The sequence below is a fragment of the Kitasatospora sp. NPDC059571 genome (assembly GCF_042735675.1).
Classification (GTDB): Bacteria; Actinomycetota; Actinomycetes; order Streptomycetales; family Streptomycetaceae; genus Kitasatospora.
The window spans coordinates 1-1,453 of the sequence record NZ_JBHWBW010000821.1; the positions used below are offsets into that span (position 1 = coordinate 1).

Annotated in this window: 1 protein-coding gene; it reads left to right on the forward strand. The window is 67.9% G+C overall.

Annotated features, from left to right (window positions below; genetic code table 11):
• Positions 1–237: 237 nt before the first annotated feature.
• Positions 238–1,434: an IS110 family transposase gene (locus tag ACFV0G_RS39325; RefSeq protein WP_033821820.1), complete on the forward strand. Its 1,197-nt coding sequence runs from the start codon at positions 238–240 to the stop codon at positions 1,432–1,434.
• Positions 1,435–1,453 lie beyond the last annotated feature (19 nt).

The window sequence follows — 1,453 nt, forward strand, 5'->3', positions numbered from 1 at the left end:
TCAGGCCGCTCTACCTTCTGAGTCGGGTTGATCGAGCCATTCGTAAGGTTGGGTCGCCCAGGGGCGCTGGGTGTGGCTATCAGGCCGCTGCCAGCTCGTGGCATTCGACGCTTCGCCGCCCGGCGCCCCACGACGACTCGGCCGCCGATTAGGAAGTGCGAAGAAGTCGCTGAGTAGAGCAATGCCGGCGAGGTCGTCCGTGGTACGAACCGAACGAACACGCACGTCAGGAGCATGATGAGCCGGATCTGGGCGGGGATCGACAGCGGCAAGGGCCATCACCATGGCCTGGCCCTGGATGCCGACGGCAGGACCCTGCTTTCACGGCGGGTGGCCAACGATGAGCCGGAGCTGCTGCAGCTGATCGGGGATGTCCTCGCCGTGGCCGGTGGTCGCCAGGTGACCTGGGCGATCGACATGACCGGCGGGGAGCCGGCGCTGCTGCTGAGCCTGCTGGTGGCCCACGGTCAGGAAGTCCTCTACATCCCCGGCCGACTGGTGAACCGGGCGTCCGACGGCTACCGCGGCGAGGGCAAGACGGATGCCCGCGATGCCTTCGTGATCGCCGACCAGGCCAGGATGCGTCGTGACCTGCAGCCGATCCGTCCCGGCGACGAGGCCGTGGTCGAGCTGAAGCTGCTGACCGGGCGCCGGGCAGACCTGGTCGAGGACCGCACCCGCGCGGTGAACCGGCTGCGGGGCACCCTGCTGGGCATGTTCCCTGCCCTTGAACGGGCACTGGAGCTGACCAACACCGGCCCGCTGATCCTGCTGACGGGTTACCAGACGCCAGCGGCGATCCGCCGCGTCGGCACCGCACGGCTGGCCAAGTGGCTGGCCAACCGAAAGGTCCGAAACGCGAGACCCCTGGCCGAAGCGGCCGTTGAGGCAGCGGAGCGGCAGTACACCTCCGTCCCTGGGGAGAAGGCCATTGCGAAACTGGTCCACACCCTGGCCGAGGGGGTGATGGCCCTGAACGAGCAGATCGCCGAGATGGACAAGCTCATCGAGGGCCGGTTTCGCGAGCACGAACTCGCCGAAATAGTCCAGAGCGTCCCCGGGATCGGTACTGTGCTCGGTGCCGAGTTCCTGGCAGGCATCGGCGGCAGCCTGGACAGCTTCGACTCCCCGGACGCCCTCGCGTCCTTCGCCGGCGTCGCCCCCGCGCCTCGCGACTCGGGCAAGGTCAGCGGCAACCTGCACCGACCGGTCGTCTACCACCGCAGGCTCCAGCGTGTCTTCTACACCTCGGCGCTGGTCAGCATCCGGTGCGACCCGAACTCGCGGAAGTTCTACGACCGCAAGCGCGCGGAGGGGAAGCGACACGTCCAGGCCGTGATGGCCCTTGCCCGCCGACGCGTCAACGTCCTATGGGCCCTGATCCGTGACCGACGGTGCTACCAGGTCACACCGCCAGTCACCGCCACCGCTTGACAACGACATTAGGAAGCGT

Coding starts and splice junctions, on each gene's coding strand:
- ACFV0G_RS39325 (WP_033821820.1), top strand. CDS start 238: ATGAGCCGGATCTGGGCGGGGATCGACAGCGGCAAGGGCCATCACCAT.